The 21,161-nt window shown below is 40.7% G+C and carries 21 protein-coding genes; 20 read left to right on the top strand and 1 reads right to left on the bottom strand.

The window, feature by feature from the left end; all coding sequences use genetic code 11:
• Window positions 1-24: 24 nt before the first annotated feature.
• The 20 genes from CSV60_RS00105 (at window position 25) to sigG (ending at window position 20,909) form a co-directional block, all read left to right on the top strand.
• Window positions 25-918, top strand: a complete 894-nt coding sequence (locus tag CSV60_RS00105; RefSeq protein ID WP_099635677.1) for a ketopantoate reductase family protein — start codon at window positions 25-27, stop codon at window positions 916-918.
• The gene (locus CSV60_RS00100; protein WP_158231992.1) at window positions 912-1,292 is read left to right on the top strand and encodes a DUF3397 family protein; all 381 of its coding nucleotides are present in this window, start codon (window positions 912-914) and stop codon (window positions 1,290-1,292) included. The genes CSV60_RS00105 and CSV60_RS00100 overlap by 7 nt, the downstream gene beginning before the upstream one ends.
• Window positions 1,293-1,376: 84 nt before the next feature.
• A complete protein-coding gene (gene bshC / locus CSV60_RS00095) occupies window positions 1,377-2,993 on the top strand; it encodes a bacillithiol biosynthesis cysteine-adding enzyme BshC (RefSeq protein WP_158233138.1) in 1,617 nt (538 codons plus the stop codon).
• Window positions 2,994-3,524: 531 nt separating this feature from the next.
• A complete protein-coding gene (mraZ, locus tag CSV60_RS00090) occupies window positions 3,525-3,956 on the top strand; it encodes a division/cell wall cluster transcriptional repressor MraZ (RefSeq protein WP_099631023.1) in 432 nt (143 codons plus the stop codon).
• A 17-nt stretch (window positions 3,957-3,973) separates the two neighbouring features.
• The gene (gene rsmH, locus CSV60_RS00085) at window positions 3,974-4,906 is read left to right on the top strand and encodes a 16S rRNA (cytosine(1402)-N(4))-methyltransferase RsmH (RefSeq protein ID WP_099635675.1); all 933 of its coding nucleotides are present in this window, start codon (window positions 3,974-3,976) and stop codon (window positions 4,904-4,906) included.
• Window positions 4,907-4,923: 17 nt separating this feature from the next.
• On the top strand, window positions 4,924-5,295 hold the full coding sequence (gene ftsL, locus CSV60_RS00080; protein ID WP_099630842.1) for a cell division protein FtsL: 372 nt from the start codon (window positions 4,924-4,926) through the stop codon (window positions 5,293-5,295).
• A gap of 32 nt (window positions 5,296-5,327) precedes the next feature.
• Complete coding sequence (locus tag CSV60_RS00075; protein WP_233189491.1) at window positions 5,328-7,517, top strand: penicillin-binding transpeptidase domain-containing protein; 2,190 nt, start codon at window positions 5,328-5,330, stop codon at window positions 7,515-7,517.
• A gap of 71 nt (window positions 7,518-7,588) precedes the next feature.
• Window positions 7,589-9,484, top strand: a complete 1,896-nt coding sequence (locus CSV60_RS00070) for a penicillin-binding transpeptidase domain-containing protein (RefSeq protein ID WP_099631024.1) — start codon at window positions 7,589-7,591, stop codon at window positions 9,482-9,484.
• Between the two features lie 45 nt (window positions 9,485-9,529).
• A complete protein-coding gene (gene mraY, locus CSV60_RS00065; protein ID WP_099635673.1) occupies window positions 9,530-10,501 on the top strand; it encodes a phospho-N-acetylmuramoyl-pentapeptide-transferase in 972 nt (323 codons plus the stop codon).
• On the top strand, window positions 10,502-11,851 hold the full coding sequence (murD, locus tag CSV60_RS00060) for a UDP-N-acetylmuramoyl-L-alanine--D-glutamate ligase (protein WP_099635672.1): 1,350 nt from the start codon (window positions 10,502-10,504) through the stop codon (window positions 11,849-11,851).
• 57 nt (window positions 11,852-11,908) lie between these two features.
• Window positions 11,909-12,997 (top strand): putative lipid II flippase FtsW, encoded by a 1,089-nt coding sequence (gene ftsW / locus CSV60_RS00055; RefSeq protein ID WP_099630846.1) that lies wholly within the window; start codon window positions 11,909-11,911, stop codon window positions 12,995-12,997.
• A gap of 14 nt (window positions 12,998-13,011) precedes the next feature.
• Entirely contained in the window at window positions 13,012-13,872 is an 861-nt protein-coding gene (locus tag CSV60_RS00050) for a cell division protein FtsQ/DivIB (RefSeq protein ID WP_099630847.1), read from the top strand.
• Complete coding sequence (locus CSV60_RS00045) at window positions 13,847-14,572, top strand: DUF881 domain-containing protein (protein WP_099630848.1); 726 nt, start codon at window positions 13,847-13,849, stop codon at window positions 14,570-14,572. The genes CSV60_RS00050 and CSV60_RS00045 overlap by 26 nt, the downstream gene beginning before the upstream one ends.
• A gap of 19 nt (window positions 14,573-14,591) precedes the next feature.
• The gene (locus CSV60_RS00040) at window positions 14,592-15,308 is read left to right on the top strand and encodes a DUF881 domain-containing protein (protein WP_099635671.1); all 717 of its coding nucleotides are present in this window, start codon (window positions 14,592-14,594) and stop codon (window positions 15,306-15,308) included.
• A 7-nt stretch (window positions 15,309-15,315) separates the two neighbouring features.
• A complete protein-coding gene (locus tag CSV60_RS00035; protein ID WP_099630850.1) occupies window positions 15,316-15,681 on the top strand; it encodes a small basic family protein in 366 nt (121 codons plus the stop codon).
• Between the two features lie 169 nt (window positions 15,682-15,850).
• Complete coding sequence (gene ftsA, locus CSV60_RS00030) at window positions 15,851-17,068, top strand: cell division protein FtsA (protein ID WP_369802722.1); 1,218 nt, start codon at window positions 15,851-15,853, stop codon at window positions 17,066-17,068.
• Window positions 17,069-17,117: 49 nt separating this feature from the next.
• A complete protein-coding gene (ftsZ, locus tag CSV60_RS00025) occupies window positions 17,118-18,287 on the top strand; it encodes a cell division protein FtsZ (protein WP_099635670.1) in 1,170 nt (389 codons plus the stop codon).
• Between the two features lie 179 nt (window positions 18,288-18,466).
• Complete coding sequence (locus CSV60_RS00020; protein WP_099630853.1) at window positions 18,467-19,315, top strand: sigma-E processing peptidase SpoIIGA; 849 nt, start codon at window positions 18,467-18,469, stop codon at window positions 19,313-19,315.
• Entirely contained in the window at window positions 19,309-20,019 is a 711-nt protein-coding gene (gene sigE, locus CSV60_RS00015; protein WP_099630854.1) for an RNA polymerase sporulation sigma factor SigE, read from the top strand. Before CSV60_RS00020 ends, sigE begins: the two co-directional genes overlap by 7 nt.
• A gap of 104 nt (window positions 20,020-20,123) precedes the next feature.
• A complete protein-coding gene (gene sigG, locus CSV60_RS00010; protein ID WP_085133171.1) occupies window positions 20,124-20,909 on the top strand; it encodes an RNA polymerase sporulation sigma factor SigG in 786 nt (261 codons plus the stop codon).
• Window positions 20,910-21,061: 152 nt separating this feature from the next.
• On the opposite strand, the gene CSV60_RS00005 is transcribed toward sigG, so the two are convergent.
• Window positions 21,062-21,161, bottom strand: a 100-nt coding sequence (locus CSV60_RS00005) for an IS3 family transposase (RefSeq protein WP_143560918.1), incomplete at its 5' end; no start/stop codon positions are given.

Raw genomic sequence — 21,161 nt, 5'->3', positions numbered from 1 at the left:
GTCTCTTTTTTAAGGAGGTAAACTATGCGATTTGTAGTGGTAGGAGCAGGATCCATTGGATTATTAATTGGTTCCTATTTAGCTCAACACCAGGCAAATGTCATCTTTTGGGTAAGACGTGAGGAACAAGTAAAACACTTACGTAGTGGTCTAGTAAGAGAGCCAGAAAACTTTACATATGAAGTAGATTCAACCATACATATTAAAGAGTTGCCGTTAGACGCATTATGGATTATTGCTGTCAAGTATGATGCGTTACACGCTGTATTATCCGAAATCAGTGCTCTACCTATACAACCGGATTTATTATTCATTCAAAATGGAATTGGGCATCTATCGCTGATTGAGCAGTATCCACTTGGACATGTGTCGTTTGCGACGGTCGAGCATGGTGCAAAGAGAATAGATGATCGGACAGTATCGCATAATGGTATTGGACCTATTAACATCGTGGGAAATGAAATGATTGCTCCCACCATACAGTGGATGCAAGAAATAGATCCACATAATTTTCCCATTACTACACAACAAAATGCAAAACAGTTATTATTTCGTAAAGTCCTCATCAATTGTGCGATCAACCCACTAACAGCATTGTTGGAAATTAGGAATGGACAGTTATTAGAAAACCCCTACTTCCATTTATTATTCCGTCAGCTGTGTGAAGAGTTGCTCAATAACTTTGAAGAGTATAGTGATCTATTGAGTTATGACGATATAGAAGAGGTATGCCGTAAAACAGCCGACAATCAATCTTCTATGCTGGTAGATAGAATAAAGGGTCGGAATATGGAAATTGAAACTATTTTAACGGCAGTGTTGAAAGAAATTAATCAAAAAGGCGGCGATGCTCCCTTTTTGCAAATGCTTGAGACTACACTGCTTGGAATAAACAGGAGTGAATGTGGCGGATGTTGACGAATATACTTGGAGCGTTATTATTGTTCCCTTTTATAATTTTAGTTGTATTAATTATTGTTGCAAAGAAAATAGGGTTACCTAAGAAGAAGAGGGTCGGTTGGGCAGTAGACTGGACTACGCCGTTTATGGTACTCACCGTTTTGATTTTGATTCGTGCAATTTGGGATGCTTGGCTTCCCATTTTGTTAATCGGAATATTGTGTTTGGTTGCTATCGGGTTTGCAGTAATAGAACGTTCGAGGGAAAAAGAGTTTCGGACGTCTTGGGTATTACGCAGAACGTGGAGAGCGTATTTTCTACTCTTAACAACAGCATACTTTCTACTGTTCATTACCGGAATTACAGTGCAGATCATCCGCTACGTGAACTAATGAGTCCTCATAAGCGTATCTATTCAACCTGATCGGATGAGGTGATATACTGGCTGTAGTATGGTACAAAAAGGAGTTTGTGAGATGGACTTGGACACAATGGAGTTGCCGAAAAAGAATAAATTGATGGAAGCGTATCGTCACGATCCACAATTTTTCCATAAATTTTTTGAATATGAAATGACACCTATAGGGTATGAAGAAAGAGCGGCAGAATTACAACGACGGTCTTTTCAAAGGGAACAGCTGGCTGCTACTGTAGAAAATTATATGAAGCCATTTGGAATATCAGACTTGGCTGCACAATATATTCAAGAGCTTTCTGAAGATGCGTTGGTAGTAATTGGTGGACAGCAAGCAGGGGTTTTGACAGGACCTTTATATTCTGTTCATAAAGCTATATCCGTGGTTTTATTGGCACAAAAACAACGAAAAGAATTAGGCAAATCTGTAGTGCCAGTGTTTTGGATTGCTGGGGAAGATCATGATATTAACGAAATCAATCATACATATACTGCGGAGGCAGGAAAAGCAATGAAGCGGCAGTTTAAACAGCCGACCATTTTAAAAACGATGGCTTCAGACACACATTACGATCAAAAAGAAATGACCGTGTATATTAGAAAGATTTTTAAAAGTTATGGAGAGACATCTTATACGCAAAAATTGTTGCGTGATGTGCTACAAACCGTAGAACAACAACAGAATTTCACAGATTTCTTCACTTCATTAATGAATGACCTATTTACTGCGCATGGATTATTATTTATGGACGCAGCTTATAAGCCATTGCGTCAATTGGAGTCACCTTATTTCTCACAGATGATTGAAAATACGGAAGCAATGGCGAAAAGCATTTACTATGCAGAACAACAGCTTCACACGTATGGTCATGCAAAGCCCATCGAATCGGAAGAACAGGATGCCAATCTGTTTTATGTTCATGATACAGGTAGGGTACTACTCAGAAGAAAAGATGGCAAATTCATTAATGAACAAGTAGGTGTATCTTTTACAGAACAAGAAATGCATACTATTGCGAAAAATGAGCCATGGTTGCTTAGTAACAACGTAGCCACAAGACCCATTATGCAAGATCTCGTATTTCCAGTATTGGCATTTGTCGGTGGACCAGGAGAAATAGCATATTGGTCTTTATTAAAAGAGGCATTTCACATAATGGGAATCAATATGCCGGTAGTCGTACCAAGGCTTTCAATTACTTTGGTCACTAGGCAAGTTCAGGAAGCGTTAAAGCTTACGGGTACTACTATGAATCAAGTAATGAATTACGAACTACCGGAACTACTGGAAAAATGGCAAGAACAACAGCGAGATGAGCAATTCGATCGTTTGTTGGCAGAAACGAAGAATCAATTACAAATGCAGTACGAACAATTGCAGTCACATCTAGAAGCAACAGATCCGGGACTGCTGCAATTGCTCGATAAAAACCTGCAATTCCATAATAGTCAGTTTGAATATTTACACAGGAAAAAAGAGCAGTCGATTTTGCTTAAGAACCACGTGCAATACGAACGTTTTCACATTATTTCGGAACAGCTATTTCCGGAAGGCTCCCTGCAAGAGCGTCTCTATTCGCCATACTTTTATATGAACCAGTTCGGTGAAGGAATGATTGACGAGCTACTGAAACAACCTTATACGTATAATGGATCGCATCAGTTAATCTTTTTATAAGAAACCACTTAAACCCGTCATTCGTTCTATACATGGCGGGTTTTGTTTGCGTGTAAAAGATTGGTAAGCAAATTTGTTGTGGTAGGGATTGTCGTTTCAGAGGTGATGTATTTCCGGAATATCGCAGAGAATTAATCGTCTAAGTGATACTCCACTTATGTTTCGCTTTTTCCGGATGAACTGAATGTAAAATTGAACGCAGATAAGTTTAAATGCAACACAATCCCCCATACTAACTTCAATAAAAGATCTGTAGTCCACTCCGCTTTCTCGGCAGACAAAAAGCAACTCTAACGACAGCTTCCGGCCTTCGTACTCACTTGTAGACTTTCCAATTGATAGTGAACATTCTCAAAGGTGCTAACTTGAGAAAATTGCGAAAAAAGTAGTTTTTTCGGGATACAGAAGGGAAAATAAATTAGAAAGAAGTACTATTGACACATTTTAAAAATTATGCGAAGAAAAATGGTGTAGTGGGTGGAGGAAAGTGGGGGGATGTGGTACATTATTTCATACAGTGGGGTGAATTATATGTTCATGGGTGAGTATCAGCATTCAATCGATATAAAAGGTCGACTGATCGTTCCTTCAAAATTTCGGGAGCAATTAGCAGAAGGCTTTATTTTAACCCGTGGACTGGATAATTGCTTGTTTGGATATCCACTGGATGAATGGCAAAAGCTTGAAGAAAAATTGAAAGCATTGCCGGTTACAAAAAGAGATGCACGAGCATTCACTCGTTTTTTCTTCTCAGGAGCAAGCGAAGCGAATCTCGATAAGCAGGGGAGAGTAAATATACCTGCAAACCTACTAGAATTCGCGAAGATTGAAAAGGACTGTATGATTATCGGCGTATCCAGCCGGATTGAAATCTGGTCTACAGAACTATGGGAAGCGTATTACGAGGAATCTGAAGAATCATTCAATGACATTGCAGAAAACCTTATTGATTTTGAATTTTGAAAGCAGGCGGAATAACCATGTTTAACCACACGACAGTATTACTACATGAAGCCGTTGAAGGCTTGAATGTAAAAGAAGATGGCATTTACGTGGACTGCACACTTGGTGGTGCAGGTCACAGTGAAGAAATTGTCAAACTTCTATCATCCGAAGGACAACTAATTTGCTTCGACCAAGATATGACAGCTATTGAAGCAGCACAAAAAAAACTATCAAACTATACTGCACAAGTACACTTCGTCCATGCAAACTTTAAAGACTTGAAAAGTGAATTAGTGAAATTGGGGATCTCTCATGTAGATGGGATTTTATATGACCTAGGAGTTTCATCTCCGCAATTGGATACACCGGAGCGAGGCTTCAGTTACCATCATGATGCACCGCTAGATATGCGTATGGATACCTCTGCACCATTGACAGCTTTTGAAGTAGTCAATGAATGGTCGTATTCAGATTTGGTCAGAATATTCTTCCGCTATGGTGAAGAAAAGTTCTCGAAACAAATCGTTCGCAAAATTGAAGAAGCACGTGCTAATGCACCTATCCGTACAACAGGTGAACTGGCTGAGCTTATTAAGATGGGTATTCCGGCTGCTGCGAGAAGAACCGGAGGTCACCCCGCGAAACGTGTGTTTCAGGCTATACGAATTGCGGTAAATGATGAGTTGGGAGCAGCTGAACAATCTTTGACCGATGCACTCACGTTATTGCGAGAAAATGGTCGGATTAGCGTAATTACCTTTCATTCACTTGAAGACCGTTTATGTAAAACAATTTTTAAGGAAGCATCTTCCATGCCGGAGTTGCCGCCAAACTTACCAATTATACCTGAGGGCATGGATCCGGAATTCCGTCTTATTACACGAAAGCCGGTCATCCCTACAGATGAAGAAATAAAGCATAATAAACGTGCCAGATCAGCGAAATTACGAATTATAGAGAGAAATTAGAAAAGGGGAATAGAGCAATGGGACTAGAACAACGGAACCTTAATACGTCACTGACACCGGAGATAGAACAACATACAGACTTAAATCAGCCGCAGGTTGTCCGTCGTGTAAAAAAACGTTTTTCTAAGGGTGAAAAGATATTGTTTACTTTATTTGCGGCATTTACAATTGGATCTTCTTCAATGCTTTTACAGACACATTCAGATATAAACGCTGTAAATAAAGAAGTGCAGTTGATGAATTCCGAAATTGAAGATACTGCAAAACAGAATACTGAATTGTCCATTCAAGTAAGTGACAAATCCACATACGAACGTATTTGGAAAAAAGCACAAGAGAATGGTTTAAACCTTAACGAAAGTAACGTAAAGGTCGTACCAGGACGATGAAGAAGTTTCGCTTTCAATGGGGAGCCTTTCTAATGTTTGTAGTATTCGGAGGGCTCTTTTTCATATTATTCGGCAGAATTCTTTTTATTCAAATGACCGGCCAAGTAGATGGTAAAGAGTTAGCGAAAATCGCTGCGAACCAATATGAAAAACATGCCGTCTTACAAGCAAACCGCGGGGCAATTGTAGATCGAAACGATGTGCCGATTGCATCGGATACGTTAAGTTATCATGTAGTTGCTGTTCTTAATGAAGCGGCTAGTAAAAACAGCAAGAGAAAATATCATGTTGTTGATTATAAAGAGACGGCTAAAGTACTGGCTAAGTATTTACCTTTAAAAGAACGTGAAATTTACGATAAAATGAAAAATGCTAGAGAAGGCGCGTGGCAAATTGAATTTGGACATGCGGGTAAAGATCTGAACCGTGAAACGGTTTTGAAAATGAAGGAAGAACTCGATAGAAAAAAATTATCGGGTATTTTGTTTGTGGAAGGTAAAAAACGATTCTATCCTAACGGTCGATTCGCATCTTACTTAGTGGGCTTTGCTCAAAAAGAAGAATTGGAAAACAATCTTACCGTCACCAAAGGGAAAATGGGGCTTGAGAAAACATATAATGAGCAACTAACTGGTATCGATGGAAAAGTGAATTATCAATCGGATGGTTGGGGATATTTATTGCCCACAGCTAGCAAACAAATTACAGAACCCAAAGATGGCCAGACGATTAAGCTTACTTTGGACAAGACGATCAGTAACTTTGTAGAAGAAGCAATGGATCAAGTAGAAGAGGAGTATTCTCCAAAGAAAATGATGGTTCTCGTATCTAATCCTAAAACCGGTGAAATCCTGGCAATGAGTCAGCGACCGACATTTAACCCGATGACGCGAGAGGGTCTGACGGAAAACTGGTTGAATGATGCAGTTGAACAGACGATTGAACCAGGTTCCCCTATGAAGATGTTCACATTGGCTGCTGCAGTAGAAGAAGGTAAATGGGCACCGGACGATTACTTCAAATCTGGATCTTATCGGATCTATGACCGAGTGATCAGAGATGTGAACGTAGACGGTTGGGGTACGATTACGTTTATGGAAGGGTTGCAACGCTCCTCTAACGTGGGAATGGCATATCTTCTGGAAAGAATCGGCGATCAGAAATTCATTGAATATGTTCATAAGTTTGGCTTTGGTAAACAAACTGGAATTGATTTGCCTAATGAAGCGGCAGGTGTAGTACTCGACAATTATCCGGCTGAACGACTAACGACCTCCTATGGGCAAGGTTCTACAGTTACACCATTACAAATGATACAGGCTGCTTCTGCTATTGCGAATAACGGTGTCATGATGAAACCATATGTAATTGACCAAATCATTGATCCGAATACAAAAGAAGTGCTGGAGAATCATGAACCTGAAGAAAGTGGAACACCGATTTCCGCAGCAACAGCCAAAGAAGTGCGGGAAATCCTTGCGACAACAGTGACATCAGAAAATGGTACTGCACAAAAGTATCATCTTGAAAATTATGCAGTAGGCGGTAAAACAGGTACGGCGGAACTTCCCAAAACAGATGGAAAAGGGTATATGTCTGGCCCCGGGAACTATTTATATTCGTTCCTTGGAATGGCACCGATTGATGATCCGCAGCTTCTGATTTATGTAACTGTTCAGCAACCTAAATTAAAAGCTGGTGAACAAGGGTCTGATCCTGTATCCAAAGTGTTTAATCCAATTATGGAAAACAGCTTAAAATATTTGAACATTGCTCCTGATGATGAACAAGTGATTCCTGTCAAAAAAGTTGGGGATTATGAAAGAGAAGACGCGGAAACAGCAGCTTCTCTAGCGGTGGAAGATGGTTTCCAAACTGTATTAATCGGAGAAGGTGGCAAAGTAACGAAACAAATACCAAAAGCCGACACGAAATTACCGGAGGATTCAATTATTTTGTTGGAAACAAAAGGGGATACGACATTCCCGGATATGACAGGTTGGTCTAAAAAAGTGGTGCTCTCATTTATGAACCTTTCGAAGTTAGACATTCGAATCAACGGAGAAGGTTACGTTGTGGGACAAAGCGTAACAGAAGGAACAGTAGTAAACAAAAAAGATCCGATTGTTGTTGAACTTCGGACGCCTGAACAGCAGTATAATAAAAAGAAAAGTAATGAAGATAAGGAACAGAACGAAGAAGTGCAAATCATGGGAGGCTAATGAATAGCGCATGATTTCACAGCATACCTTAATAGAAAAAAGGTAGTGAGTCATTGCGTTCATTTATTGATATGCAGTCCAAAAAACGTTTACGTGCAGTCTTCCTAGGCTTTCTTATCTGTCTATTACTTGTCATAGGAAAACTATTTCATGTCCAAATCGTCAAGCATGAGTGGCTGACCGAAAAAGCAGAAGAAAATTGGGACATCGAAATTCCTTTTGGTGCCATGCGTGGAAATATTACGGACCGAAGCGGTAAGTTAATTGTTGGTAATAAACTAGCACCCACACTGTACTTCATGCCAGCTCAAAATCCTGACATTTCTAGCGACATACCTGCAATTGCCAAAATCCTTAACATGCCGCCGGAAACGTTAGAAGAAAAACTGAAGAAAAAAACCTATATGGTGAAATTAGCTCCGGAAGGAAAAAACATCACGAAGGAGCAGGGAGATGAAATTACTAAACTACAAGTAGCTGGCTTGTATGTAGGTGTAGATTTCGTCCGCCATTATCCATATGACGATCTGTTGGCACGTTTAATCGGTTTTACTGGCTATGATGGCAACGGCTTGGCGGGTATTGAGTATGCGTATGATGAAATTTTAAACGGAACAGGGGACAAAGTGCGACTGTTCACGGATGCCAAAGGAATTGCATTGCCTCATGTAGAGGATAGTTTTGAACATGGAAAAAATGGATCCACCTTGGAACTAACTATCGATTTGAAGATGCACCAAATTGTGGAACGCGAACTGATCCAAGCAATGGAGAAGTATGATGCAACACAGGCACTGGCAATCATAATGAATCCAAAAACGGGCGAATTATTGTCACTGGCCTCCGTACCTGGTTTTGATCCACGGGAATACCAATCAGCCGATTCCACTATCTATAACCGGAACTTGCCTGTATGGATGACATACGAGCCTGGTTCCACATTCAAAATTCTTACCTTGGCGGCAAGTTTGGAAGAAGACGTCATCGACTTGGAGAATGAAAACTTTTATGACCCTGGTTATAAAGTCGTTGCAAACGCTAGATTACGGTGTTGGAAACGAGAAGGACATAAAGATCAAACATTTTTAGAAGTTGTAGAAAACTCATGTAACCCTGGTTTCATTACGATGGGGCAGCGACTCGGTAGTGAAAGATTAGATCGCTATATTCGTGAATTCGGTTTTGGTAGCTCGACAGAGTCAGGCATTGCTGGAGAATCGAAAGGTATTTTGTTTTCCAAAGAAGCATTTGGACCGGTAGAGCAGGCAACCACTGCGTTCGGGCAAGGAATCTCAGTCACGCCCATCCAACAAGTGCAAGCAGTTGCCGCAGCAATTAATGGCGGTAAACTCTATAAGCCCTATATCGTCAAATCGATAAAGGACTCTGAAGGCAAAACGTTAAAAGAATTCGAACCTGAATTAAAAAGACAAGTAATTAGCGAGGAGACATCAGCTAAAGTGCGGCATGCGCTTGAATCGGTTGTAGCAAATGGATCGGGGCGTAATGCATTTGCGGATGGACTTCGGATCGGCGGTAAAACAGGGACAGCACAGAAGGTAGAGAATGGTCGCTATAAAGATGGTGATTATATCGTCTCCTTCATTGGTTTTGCGCCTGCAGATGATCCGGAACTGCTCGTATATCTAGCTATTGATAGTCCAAAGAATTCCATTCAATTCGGAGGAGTCATCGCTGCGCCAATTGTCGGACGGATTATTGAAGAAATCGCTCCAATTGCTAATATTGAAAGAAGAAAAGAACAGTTGGAAAAAGAATACCGATGGGGAGACGCGATTACATTCCGTTCACCTGATTTACTTGGAATGAATGAAAAAGAATTACTGTCACAAAATTACACGTTCAAAGTTAAGTGGCATGGAAAAGGCAAGAAAGTCATTCGACAGTTGCCTGCTCCCCATACTTTGATGACCGTGGAAGACACGATTCATTTATACACAGAATAGCAGTGCTTCACTGACACGCAATTGATAGTAGAAGGAGAACTTGACATGACACTCGGCACCACAGTCACGATAATCGCTGTCGCATTTTTCGTATCAGCGATTATCGGGGTGATCATCATCCCATTACTTAGAAGGTTGAAATTTGGTCAAAGCATACGGGAAGAGGGCCCGCAAGCACATTTAAAGAAAGCGGGTACGCCTACGATGGGCGGGCTCATCTTCCTTCTTTCCATATTGATTTCAACACTCACTTTATCTTACATAAACGACACATTAACTACTCATACGATTGTGTTATTGATCGTGCTGGTTGGTTTCGGAATCATCGGCTTCCTAGATGACTTTATTATCATCGTGGCGAAGCGCAACTTAGGGTTGACATCACTTCAGAAATTAATCGGTCAGATTATCATTGCGATTGTCGCCTTTTTCTTACTGAAACTAGGACCATTCGAAACTAGCGTAATGATTCCTTTCACAGAAATTGGAATAGATTTAGGTGTGTTTTATGTGGCATTTTTGGTCTTTTGGCTTGTAGGTTTTTCAAACGCCGTGAACTTAACGGATGGCTTGGATGGTCTGGTTGGTGGTACATCAACTATAGCATTCTCTGCATTTGGTGTATTTGCTTTAGCATATGAGCAAAACGATATCGCGTTATTTGCATTTGTAGTAGCAGGTGCAATGCTTGGCTTTTTATTATTCAATATCAAACCAGCAAAAGTATTTATGGGGGACACAGGTTCATTGGCACTAGGTGGCGCACTCGCTATGATTTCGGTATTGATCAAACAAGAATTATTGTTGTTGATCATCGGAATTGTATTTGTAGTAGAAACGCTATCTGTCATCATTCAAGTCATCAGCTTTAAAATGACTGGAAAACGCGTCTTTAAAATGAGTCCTATTCATCATCACTTTGAATTATCAGGCTGGTCTGAATGGAAAGTAGTGATTGTGTTCTGGGGTGTGGCATTGCTTGCTGCCCTCGTACCGGTCTTCTTGGAGGTCATGTAGATGAAGAATACAGAACAATTCATAGGAAAAAGAGTACTTGTAATTGGTCTTGCGAAGAGTGGAGTGGCAGCAGCTGGTTTGCTTCATCGTTTAGGTGCAGAAGTTGCGGTTAATGACTCTAAACCGCTAGAAGGCAATGAAGAGGCAATGGAACTTCAAACCGAAGGAATTGAAGTTATTGGTGGGGGACATCCAAGTGAATTACTAGAACGGAATTTCGACTTCATCGTGAAGAATCCGGGGATTCCTTATAGTAATTCGTTGGTAGCGAGTGCTGTTGAGCAACATATCCCGATTTGGACCGAAGTGGAATTAGCAGGTATTCTCAGTGAAGCACCGATTATTGCCATTACGGGTTCAAACGGTAAAACCACAACCACCACATTGCTTTATCACATGCTCAATATGGCAAAGAAAAAACCGTTGATTGCCGGCAATATTGGAACGGTTTCTTGTACAGTGGCGGAAAAAGCCCATGCGAATGAAGTAATCGTACTCGAAGCTTCTTCATTCCAATTAGCTGGAACAGAAAGCTTTGCACCGCGAATTGCCATATTTACGAATTTATATGAAGCGCACTTGGATTATCATGGAACGATGCAAGAGTATTTGGATGCAAAATTGCAAATGGCTCGCAATCAAACTTCGGAAGAATACTTGATTTTTAATGCGGATCAAAAGTTAATCAAAGAATCGGTAGAATCATTTGAAGCTCAAAAAGTTCCTTTCACAGTACTTGGAAAAACCAATGAGGGTATCTCGGCAGATGAAGACTGGATTTATTGGCTTGGTGAACCTTTCATAGAAATTAAATATATTAAATTACCGGGTCGCCATAATTTAGAGAATATCTTATCAGCAACAGCAGCGGCCATATTGTCAGGGTGTGAAAAAACAGCGATAGAAAATGTCTTAAGTTCTTTCACTGGTGTTCGCCACCGTATGCAATTCGTTCGTGAAGTGAACAGTCGTACCATATACAATGATTCGAAAGCGACAAATACATTAGCGACAAAAAGTGCGCTTTCCTCATTTAAGAAGCCTATCGTTTTGATTGCGGGTGGACTTGACAGAGGGCATTCATTTGAAGAATTACGACCGTTTATGAAAAATGTCCGCGCAGCCGTGATGATAGGGGAGACAGCAGAGCGTTTTGCAGAGTTTGCGAAGTCTTGTGGTGTAACGGAGACGGCACAGGCATCGACTATGCAGGAGGCTGTTGAGAAGGCCTATGCGTGTAGTTGTGAAGACGATGTGATTTTATTGTCGCCTAGTTGTGCAAGTTGGGATCAATACAAGAACTTTGAAATACGAGGCGACGAATTTATTGATGCTGTTATGAAATTGTAAATTCGTTGTAATAGCTTGTGAGTAAAATGAAGAACTGACTGATTAACTTGAGGAAGGATGCGAACGCTGGAGAGAACCTACCGAATAATCTTTTTGACAACCGCCTTACTATTGTCTTTGATTGGATTAGTTTTTGTACAATCGGCAGGATCTTATTGGGGAGAAGTTCATTATCAAGATTCTTCTCCGTTTATTGTCAAGCAAGGCATTTATATGATTATTTCCTTGGCAGTTGCTTATGTGCTAGTCAAAAGTCCGTTAACATCACATCCCAAATTCTGGACGTATTGCTATATCGCTTCAATTCTTATGTTGATAGCTGTATTGATCCCAGGTATTGGAGCGGTGAGAAATGGTTCTCAAAGCTGGATCGCGTTCGGTCCGATCAGTTTACAACCGGCAGAATTCGTGAAGGTGGCTTTACTTGGGAAGTTAGCCAGCGGTATGAAGAAGCACAAAGAAAAGTCTTGGCAATGGCAACATTTTGCCTGGATTTTATTACCTGCCACGTTGATTATGTTGCAACCAGACCTCGGATCGGCCGTCATCATGATCGTGTCTGCTTTTGTCATTCTTTTCTTGGCGGGCTATCCATTGTCATTCTTTATCTTTCTTTTCGTTTCAGGAATCGGTGCTTTTATCGCACTCATTCTAGCTGCACCGTATCGTTTGGATCGAATTAAATCCTACATTGATCCGTGGAATGACCCTCTCGGTACGGGATTTCAAAGTATTCAATCCTTATTTGCAATTGCCCCAGGCGGATTATTCGGTCACGGCTTCGGGAATAGTCGTCAAAAGTTTTTGTACTTGCCTGAACCTCAAAATGACTTTATCTTTTCAATCATTGCGGAGGAAATTGGCTTTATTGGTGCAGCGTCTATCGTATTGCTGTTTATCTTGTTGTTCGCTTCTGCATTCGGCATAGCGATTCGGCTGAACAACTGGAATTCTTTTTTAATTGTCACCGGTATGGTGTCCATGGTAACTTTCCAAACGTTTTTAAATATGGGAGTCGTTTCAGGGTTGCTGCCTGTGACAGGGGTGACGTTGCCTTTCATTAGTTATGGAGGATCCTCGCTGTTGACCACTTGGCTTGCCGTTGGAACAATTTTACACTACTCTGCGAATAAAAGGGCAGGATGAAGGGAGAATAGGATGTGGAAAAAATAATAGATATTGAAGATCGGATTCCATCCATGCGTAAAAAACGCAGAAGAAAGGCCAATATGAGCTTTCTTTTGCTAGTCGTGATATTCGTCCTTGTTCTTCTTGCCTTGTTGTATTTCCAATCTTCATTAAGCGATGTTTCGAATATATCCATTAATGAGACTGTTTTACACGAAGGTGAGGAGTATAAAGATCAGAGTGGATTGTATAAGGGGCAATCACTGTGGGGGTTCCGTGCTAAAGATATAGAAAAAAATATCAAGAAAATTCCTGGCGTGAAGGATGCTCAGGTGAACCGTGATTTTTATAATGATGTTTCTATTCATGTTACAGAATGGGAACCGGTTGCCTTTATAGAGAATAAAGGACAATATGATCTATTGTTGGAAAATGGTGAACGCTTAGAAACTACCGATCCAGATATCCTTTCGCATGCCCCCATTCTATCAGGTTTTACCGATCCTGAAGTGACGGAACGAATGATCAATGAACTACAAATGATGGATAGTACAGTTTTCGAACTCCTGTCAGAGCTTCGTTATCAAGGAGAAGAAAAAATTGACGTATTTATGAGTGATGGATATGAAGTTCATGCGGTAATTCTAGGCTTCGCTGATAAAATGTCCTACTATCCGGATATCATCGCTCAATTGCCTAAAGAAGAAAAAGGCGTTCTAGATATTGAAATTGGCGTGTACTTTAAAACCTATACAGATTTCTACAAAGAACCAGTACCGATAGATGTGGAGATCCCACAGCCTACTGAAGAGTCAAATACAACAAAAAATAAACCGGTCGATGTAGAAACGAATAAGGAGGAAGAAAGTGAGCAAAAAACTGAAGAAAACTAGAGAGAAACGCGGCAAGCAATTAGTGCTATCCATCGTATTTCTAGTCCTAGGCTTCATGCTTGCGTTTTCCTACCGTACAATTGGCAGTAAGCAACAAATGCTGGATTTAGAGCAAACCAATTTATTTCAGCAAGAAGAACAGTATCGGGCAGATTTAATCGAACAGCAAGAAAGAAATAAGGAATTGACGAATGAATTACTAGAGAAGCAGAAAAAAGTGCATTCGTTTGAACAGGATTTCTCCGACAAAGAAAAAAATCATGCGGTCCTTGTAGAAAAAGCACGAGATTTAAGATTATTGCTTGGCGATATTCCGTCAAAAGGTGCGGGGATAAAAGTGACATTGGAAGATGCGGACTATGATCCTTCAATACAAAATCCGAATGATTATATCGTCCATGAGAGTCACGTTTTACGTGTAATCAATGAATTGAAAATCGCAGGTGCGCAAGGAATGACAATCAACGGGCAACGGATTAATTCGAATTCGTACATAAAATGTACAGGCCCTGTTATTATGGTTGATGGTAGAACGTTTCCAGCACCTTTTATTATAGAAGCAGTAGGAGATCCGAAAGTGCTATCACCGGCCCTACATTTAAAAGGCAGTGTTATAGATGGCTTGTTGAGAGATAATATCGTCGTCACATTAGAAGAAATGAAGGAAGTTCAACTACCTGCGATTCGTGACGAAGTATGAGGGATTGTGGGGGGGTAGAGTGAAGCAAAAAACACACTGGAAGTTCACGTTGATTCTCGGTATAGTGGGATTTGTATTGGCTTTACAATATAACACGATGAATACCATATCTCCGCGAGACACACGGGATTTATGGGCTATACGTAAAGAATTATCAAGTGAAAAGAAAATCCACTCTGAACTTTTAGAAGAAATCAGAGGAATTGACCAGACGCTTGCTGCTTATAACGCATCACCCGAAGCGAATGCAGCAAATGTGTTGCAAGATACATTGGATAAATTGTATAAACAAGCGGGATTCATGCCGACCACTGGTCCAGGATTTGTAATAGAAGTCGCGCCATCTCCAGAAAGTATTGCGCTTGGTTATGAAATAAAGCCAGTATCATCTGAACTGCTGGCTTGGTTTATTAATGTGGTGAATCAACAACAAGGTAATGAGTTGGAGATTGACGGCAAACGCTTTACTACATTGAGTTGGATTCGGGATATCAATGGTAATCTGACAGTCAGTGGGGAAGTGGTTTCTACACCACCTTTCAATATTAAAGTCGTTTCTCCTTCGAAGGAAGCAAGTGAAGAGTTGTATAATCAATTATTGACAACTACTATTCAAGATGAGTTTTATTTGGACGACTTAATTTTGACCATTAGTGAACCAACGGACCGTATTACGTTACAAGGCTGGACGGGCGGTTTTGAAAATCGATTTTTAAAAGAACAAACAAAGGAGTAATGACAATATGTGGCTACCCTTACTTGGGCTCCTCCTTGGCGTTTCACTAGGTTTGCTCTCGGATATACAGATCCCGCAAGTTTATAATAACTATTTAACTATTGCGATTCTCGCTGCATTTGATACACTATTTGGTGGAATCAGAGCATATCTTCAGCAAGTGTATGACGATCGAATATTCGTCAGCGGATTTTTCTTCAATATACTTTTGGCAGCAGCACTTGCTTTTATTGGTGTACACTTAGGTGTTGATTTATATTTGGCAGCAGTTTTCGCTTTTGGTGTACGATTATTCCAAAACATCGCGGTCATCAGAAGAATCCTGCTCGCAAAATGGACGGGGAGAAACAAAAATTCCGACACAAATACGTAATATTACATGTTTTTAGAAGAGGGTGTTGAAAATATTTAGACAAAGCAGTCATAATACAATAGAATGGAAGTTACTAGTTACATTAAGGAGGTGTCAATAATTGAGTAAATCAAATCATTACGTATCACTTGATATAGGATCATCCACAATTAAAGTCTTAATTGGGGAGATGGATCAAAATGCCCTGCATGTAATCGGTGTAGGAAATGTTCAATCTGCTGGAATTCGCAAAGGAACAATTATTGATATTGATGCCACTGTCCAGTCAATCCGTAAAGCGATTGAACAGGCTGAAAGAATGACAGGCTTGAAAATTGAAGAAGTAGTTCTTGGCATACCTGCAAATGGCGTCCAGTTCCAAAACGTCAAAGGCGTTGTGGCAGTGAACTCTGAAAATCGTGAAATCACAGATGATGACCTAGAAAGAGTTATGAAATCATCACAAGTAATGAATGTTCCACCCGAAAGAGAATTCGTCAATTTGGTGCCAAAGCAATTTATTGTCGATGATTATGATGAAATCACAGATCCCCGTGGTATGATGGGAGTAAGATTGGAAATGGACGCAACGTTAATTACGACGTCCAAAACTCAACTACATAACATTTTACGCTGTGTAGAAAAAGCTGGTTTACAAATACGCGAAATTTATTTGCAGCCATTAGCGGCAGGTACATTCGCATTATCCGAAGATGAAATGTATCATGGAACTGCCTTTATTGATATTGGCGGAGGATCAACTACGGTTTCGGTGTTTGCTGAAAATCGTTTGATTAGTACATCTGTATTACCTGTTGGCGGAGACCATATTACAAAAGACCTGTCGATCGTCTTAAAAACACCTACAGAACAAGCAAGAATGATTAAGCATCAGTATGGACATGCCTATTATGATGATGCTTCAGACGAAGAATTATTTGAAGTGCCAGTAGTAGGGTCAGATGCAAAAGATCAATATAGCCAGCGATATATCTCTGATGTTATCGGTTCACGTCTTGAAGAATTGTTCGAATTGATTCTCGAAGATTTGTATGCAACAGGCATCCGTGACTTGCCTGGAGGTATCGTCATCACAGGCGGTACGGCTAAACTGGACGGAATTTTACAGTTGGCTCGTGATGTCTTTAAAACAAGAGCTAGATTGTACACACCAGAATATATTGGTGTCCGTGAGCCAATGTATTCTACTGCGGTTGGCTTGATTCGCTATGCGTATATGGAAGATGTGTTCTTCGGTTATGAAGAAGAGCAGGTTGGGGCACCTCAAACGCCAGATTCCATTTATGAAGTTGCGGAACCTGTAGCTCGGCCAGTTAAACCGAAGAAAGAAAAAGGTCAAGGATTCATGAAACGCGCTAAAAAAGTATTCGACAATTTCTTTGAGTAAAACATTATGTTAGACGGGGAATTGCAGATAATTTAGAGGAGGAAAATCAATGCTTGAATTTGAGACGAACATAGATGCATTAGCGGTAATTAAAGTTATTGGAGTGGGCGGCGGCGGAAACAATGCGGTAAACCGTATGATTGAACATGGAGTGCAAGGCGTAGAGTTTATCGCGGTTAACACGGATGCTCAAGCATTGAAATTATCATCGGCTGAAATCAAACTACAAATCGGTGAAAAGCTGACTAGAGGACTAGGCGCTGGCGCTAACCCTGAAGTAGGTAAAAAAGCAGCTGAAGAAAGTAAAGAGCAGATCGAAGAAGCTTTACGTGGAGCAGATATGGTCTTCGTTACAGCTGGTATGGGAGGCGGAACGGGTACGGGTGCAGCACCAGTTATTGCTCAAATCGCCAAAGATATTGGTGCATTAACAGTAGGCGTGGTCACACGTCCGTTCACTTTTGAGGGGAGAAAGAGATCTACTTCGGCAGCTGGCGGTATTGCAAGCATGAAAGAAGCAATCGATACGCTAATTGTTATTCCGAATGACAAGTTGCTAGAGATTGTAGATAAAAACACTCCTATGCTTGAAGCGTTTAGAGAAGCTGACAATGTATTGCGCCAAGGTGTTCAAGGTATCTCGGATTTGATTGCAGTACCTGGATTGATCAACCTCGACTTTGCTGACGTGAAAACAATTATGTACAACAAAGGTTCTGCATTGATGGGTATTGGTATGTCTACCGGTGAAAATCGTGCAGCGGAAGCAGCGAAAAAAGCTATTTCTAGTCCATTGCTTGAAACATCAATCGATGGAGCCAAAGGTGTCCTAATGAATATTACAGGTGGCTCGAACTTGAGCTTGTTTGAAGTACAGGAAGCAGCTGATATTGTTGCCACTGCTTCAGACGAAAACGTTAACATGATCTTCGGTTCTGTCATCAACGACGATTTGAAGGATGAAATCATCGTAACAGTCATCGCGACAGGATTTAACGAAGAACAATTAGCTCCATCAAGACAACGTGGTGCTGGTGTAACGGGGGGCGTTCGTCCACAACGACCTGTACAACAGCAACCGACAACACAAAGCAGGTATGAAGAGCAACCACGTTACGAACAACAAGCTGAGCCAAGACAGCCACAGGTTAATCAGCATCAGCACGAAGAACAACTGGATATCCCTACGTTCTTACGTAATCGTACGCGTCGTAAATAATAAATAGAACTAGCTTCCCGCAAGAGATGAAATTCTCATGCGGGAAGCTTTTTTGATTTCAACATCCCGTGATGACTCTACGCATTTAAAAATATGTCGAAGTTTTTATTGGAAACAAACCAAAGCCCGACAGGTTTTTCATTAAAGCCATGATAATCTGTTTGTAAGGAGGCCGGCATATGTATGGAGAACTGATGATAGGGATCAATATGCTCTTTAACTACGCCATCCTATCGTTCACTAATAAAGTGGGAAATCATCAAACGAGCAAAAGGAGGTTATGGAGTGCGGCATTTCTCGGTGCCTTCTTTATTACATTGTTCCCGTATTCTTTGCTAGCGATGATCTTCACTTTTTTAGGAATGACGTATATTGCATTTGGACAAACGTTTAGTAGTTGGAAAAGTTCGATCCTCGCTGTACTGATCGCAGCTTTCTTTGCAGGAGGAATGTTGACCTTGATCTATGCTCAGATAAGTGTCAGCGTAAATCAGAGCTTTTTATTCGTAGCGATTGGTCTAACATATCTATCGTTATACATCGTGAAGCATAAATGGATTGACACACGCATGATGAATAAGTTAATGAGTTTTACACTTGACTCAGAATTAAATTTATGGGAAAAATCTATTCCGCTTAAGGTATTCATCGATACGGGTAATCATTGCGTAGAACCATTGTCAGGAGATCCTGTACATTTTATCGGCTTTTCGGCAATCAAAGAACAGCTGCCAGTCGACTTCGCTTCAGCACTAGTGTCCTGGAACCCTGAAAAATCTCCAGACTTGGCCAGTTTCCCTGCTACTTATCAAAAGAGTCTTCGGTTAATACGATTGCAGACTGTTCAAGGTGCTTCGTGGGCTGTCGGAATCAAGTATGATAGCTGGTTGCTCGAAGGAGAGTTATTGCCTGTAGGATATATCGTCTTGACGAAAGAACAGCATCAATACCCTCAAGGTGCAGCGGCTATTTTGCAAATGAGTGCGATGGATGTACTAAAAGAAGAAGGGAGAACGGCTATATGTTGATAGAAGTAAAGAAATGGGTTTCTTATATTGCGGGATTCTTCAGACGAAAAGGCGGCATATTTTATATTGGTGGACATGAATCTCTTCCTAAGCCTCTCGATAAAGAGCAGGAAGCTAAAATGATTGCTGCATTAATGAATGGAGATGCTGCGGCACGGGATACATTGATTGAAAAGAATTTACGTCTCGTTGTCTATATCGCAAGGCGCTTCGATAATACGAACACGAATATTGAAGATCTTATTAGTATAGGAACTATCGGATTGATCAAAGCAATCGAAACATTTAAAGCGGATAAAAATATTAAGCTTGCGACATATGCTTCCCGTTGTATTGAAAATGAAATTTTAATGCATTTGCGTAAAACGAATCGAATTCGTTCAGAGATTTCATTTGATGAGCCGTTAAATTCGGATGCCGATGGCAATGAGTTACTTCTTTCAGATATCTTGGGGACGGATGAAGATATTATTATAGACGATGTTGAGAAAAAGCTGGAGCGGCAGTATATGATCGATGCGATTTCCATTTTAGATGAAAGAGAACGTTATATTATGGAGCAACGATTCGGACTGATGGGAACGAATGAAATGACACAAAAAGAAGTGGCGGATCTTCTCGGTATTTCACAGTCTTATATATCTAGATTGGAAAAGAAAATCATCTCTGAGCTTCGAGATCGACTAAATCAGCCAATTTCATAACTGGACTTTTCGGCAGAAATTGGCGATTCGTGAATTCGCATATTCTAAAGAGTTGAGGACACACTACTCTGTACACTCACCTATAGAATGCGGAGGAAGAGCCAATGGTACGTACAAGAGTAGAAATTTGTGGCATCAATACGTCCGAGCTGCCTTTATTAACTGCAGATGTGATGAAAGAGACATTCATCCGTTTGCAAAGCGGTGACGAATTTGCTAGAGATGAATTGGTATTTGCGAATTTACGTCTCGTACTTAGCCTTGTTCAACGCTTTAACTATCGTGGAGAGCAGGCTGATGATTTATTCCAAGTTGGTTGTATTGGGTTGTTGAAAGCCATAGACAATTTTGATTTAAAACATAATGTCCGGTTTTCCACCTACGCTGTGCCGATGATCATTGGAGAAATAAAGCGACATCTTCGTGATCATCATGCCGTTCGTGTATCCAGATCGTTACGTGATATCGCTTATAAAGCAATCAGGGCAAAAGAACAGTATGTCAACGAACATCAACACGAACCAAGAATTTCAGATCTCGAGAAAATCACCGGCATACCGGAAGAAGATATACTCTTCGCCTTAGATGCCATACAAGACCCCATGTCGTTGCATGAGCCAATGAACAGCGATGGCGGTGATCCAATTTATATGATGGATCAGCTACATGATCAAAGAGTATCAGAGGATCGCTGGATGAACTACGTATCCATTAAAGATAAAATGAGCGAGCTGGACGAACGTCAACAGCTAATCGTATCCAAACGATTTTACCTCGGTCAGACGCAAACTGAAATTGCCAAGGAGCTCGGGATATCGCAAGCGCAAATTTCGAGAATTGAGAAGCATGCGATGGAGCAGATTCGGCTTGGAATTGAGCAGAAGAAATAGTGATTGATATACAGAGACTGTCCTTTCCACATAAACGTGGGGAGGCAGTTTTTGTTTTTGTTGGCGAAGTGAGTGGGTGAGGGGAAGGCAACGTTACTCTGCGTTTCAGGCGGACGCGTTTGAAGTGACCCCCAAAAGTTGGACAAGTTTTATTACGCACTAAGCTGGTGGTGTGTCCGATATTCTATCGGACTCATCCCTAATTTTGATTTAATACGTTTGGAGTTGTAATAGGAGATATATTCGGCTAGC

This window comes from Sporosarcina sp. P7 (genome assembly GCF_002743425.1).
Classification (GTDB): domain Bacteria; phylum Bacillota; class Bacilli; order Bacillales_A; family Planococcaceae; genus Sporosarcina.
The sequence above is the reverse complement of the archived record's forward strand: the minus strand, read 5'-3'. Positions and strand labels throughout refer to the sequence as shown.